The 238-nt window shown below is 78.6% G+C and carries 1 pseudogene; it reads left to right on the top strand.

The annotated features are described in order from the left end of the window. Positions 1-52: 52 nt before the first annotated feature. Positions 53-238: pseudogene (locus KVT14_RS21280) on the top strand (hypothetical protein); the annotation flags it as partial.

Here is a 238-nt window from a genome sequence, read left to right as displayed (position 1 = left end):
CGGGCGGCACGCCCCGCGGCGCGATCCCCGCGCACCCGGCAGAACCGCCCCCGTGCCCCCCCCCGCCGCCCCGCGCACCCGCCGCGTCATCGCCGCGATCCTGCTGCCGCTCGTGCTGTCCGCCGCCGTCGGCATGGCGCTGACCTGGCCGCACGGCGAGCCGTCGACCGCCCGGCAGATCAGCGCCGGCGCCATCCACTTTCCTATGGCGACGGACACCGGCACGTCCGACGAGCAG

Origin of the sequence: Cellulomonas sp. GbtcB1 (genome assembly GCF_019091725.1) — a bacterium.
GTDB lineage: Bacteria > Actinomycetota > Actinomycetes > Actinomycetales > Cellulomonadaceae > Cellulomonas.
This window is presented reverse-complemented; position numbering and strand designations above follow the sequence as displayed.